The sequence below is a fragment of the Acidocella sp. MX-AZ02 genome, from assembly GCF_000306035.1.
Lineage (GTDB): Bacteria > Pseudomonadota > Alphaproteobacteria > Acetobacterales > Acetobacteraceae > Acidocella > Acidocella facilis.
Genome location: NZ_JH976209.1, coordinates 377271 through 379123, shown reverse-complemented (window position 1 = coordinate 379123; position 1853 = coordinate 377271). Strand labels below are relative to the sequence as shown.

2 protein-coding genes are annotated in these 1853 nt (G+C 70.2%); one reads left to right on the top strand and one right to left on the bottom strand.

The annotated features are described in order from the left end of the window. A partial coding sequence (locus MXAZACID_RS14015) for a type 1 glutamine amidotransferase (protein ID WP_008495106.1) occupies positions 1 to 696 on the bottom strand: 696 nt, incomplete at its 3' end. Positions 697 to 795: 99 nt separating this feature from the next. Between MXAZACID_RS14015 and mutL the strand changes: the two genes are divergently transcribed. Next, positions 796 to 1853 (top strand): DNA mismatch repair endonuclease MutL (gene mutL / locus MXAZACID_RS18390; RefSeq protein ID WP_008495105.1); only part of this gene is annotated, 1058 nt, incomplete at its 3' end.

The window sequence follows — 1853 nt, the reverse complement described above, 5'->3', positions numbered from 1 at the left end:
GGCGATGTCCAGAAAATTGCCGAAGACGATCTGCGCCGCCGCATGCAGCTCAGAAAATTGCGCATCCACCTCCGCGACCATCGCCGCCAGCCCGCCCGGGCCGCGAACCCGTTCAAGCGCTGCCTTATATTCCGGCAGGCTGCCCCATTCCGCGGTGGTGCTGTGGGTCAGCTCCAGATGGAATTGCAGCCCATAAGCGGCATTCCCATAGCGCTGCGCCTGGATGGCGCAGCCCGGCGAGGTGGCCAGCGCCACCGCCCCCTCCGGCAGCCGCGTCACCTCCGCCCCATGCCATTGCATGCAGGGCCAGAGCGGCGGCAGGCCGGCGAAAATCGGGTCCGGCCGGGTCTCGACCCGGCTCATCCCCACCTCCGGCACCGCCATCCGCCCCACCGCGCCGCCCAGCGCCTCGGCTAGCAGCTGGTGCCCCAGGCACATGCCAAGGTAAGGCCGCCCGGCGCGCACCCAGTCGCGGATCACCGCCTTTTCCTCGATCAGCCAGGGGAATTGATCGGTCTCCCAGACATCCTGCGGCCCGCCCATCACCAGCAACGCGTCGAAGCCCGCGAGATCAGCGGGAATCGCCTCGCCCTCATCCAGCTCCACCGCCTGCATCCTACAGCCGCGCGCCGCCATCACCTCACGGAAACTGCCAGGATGCTCCGAGGCGACATGCTGGAAGACGAGGATGTTCATCGGCGGCTCCTTTCCGGGTCGAGGCATCATTATTACAGGGAGGGGGGTTTTCGTGAAGCCGCGAGGCGCCGGACTCGCGCATTCATGCTATCAGGCCCCATGCCCATCCGCCGCCTCGCCGAAACCACCATCAACCGCATCGCCGCCGGCGAGGTCATCGAACGCCCCGCCGCCGCGGTGAAGGAGCTGGTGGAAAACGCGCTGGATGCCGGATCAACGCGCATCGAGGTCATCCTCGCCGGCGGCGGCATCGAGCGGATCGAGATCATCGACGATGGCTGCGGCATTCCGGCGGAGGAGCTGCCGCTCGCCATCGAACGCCACGCCACCTCCAAGCTGCAGGACGAGGCGCTGGTGCAAATCTCCACGCTGGGCTTTCGCGGCGAGGCGCTGCCCTCGATCGGCGCGGCGGCGAAGCTCACCTTGATCAGCCGCCCCGCCGGGCAGGATGGCGCCTGGCGGATCGACGTCGCCGGTGGCGCGATCACCGCCGCCCGCCCCGCCGCCGGCCTCAAGGGCACGCGCGCCATTGTCGAGGATCTGTTCTACGCCACCCCGGCGCGGCGCAAATTCCTGCGCTCACCCCGGGCCGAGGCGGAGGCCGCCGAGCGCACCGTCTGGCGCCTCGCCCTCTGCGCCCCGCACGTGGCATTCCGCCTGGTCTCGGATGAGCGGGTGCTGTTCGACCTGCCGGCCCAGCCCGAAGCCGCGCGCGTCGCGGCTTTGTTCGGGCGCGAGGCGGCGGCGAACATGATGCCGCTGGAGGCGCAGCGCGACGAGGTGAAGCTCTCCGGCCTGATCGGCCCGGCCAGCCTCAACCGCGCCACCACGCAATTGCAGAGCTTCGTCGTCAATGGCCGCCCGGTGCAGGATTCGCTGCTGAAGCTGGCGTTGCGCCTGGCCTACCGGGACGTGATCCCGGCCGGGCGGCACGCCGTGGCGGCGCTGCGGCTGGAGCTGCCGGACGAGGCGCTGGACGTGAATGTGCATCCCGCCAAGTCCGGGCTGCGCTTCGCCGACCAGAATGGCGTGCGCAGCCTGGTGATCGGCGCCATCAACCGCGCCTTGGCGCAGCCGGTCAGGCTGGGCAAAGTGGCGCTGGGCGCGGTGCCCAGCCTGACGCTGCGCCCGCCGCCTTCCGCCGGGCCGCGCTACAG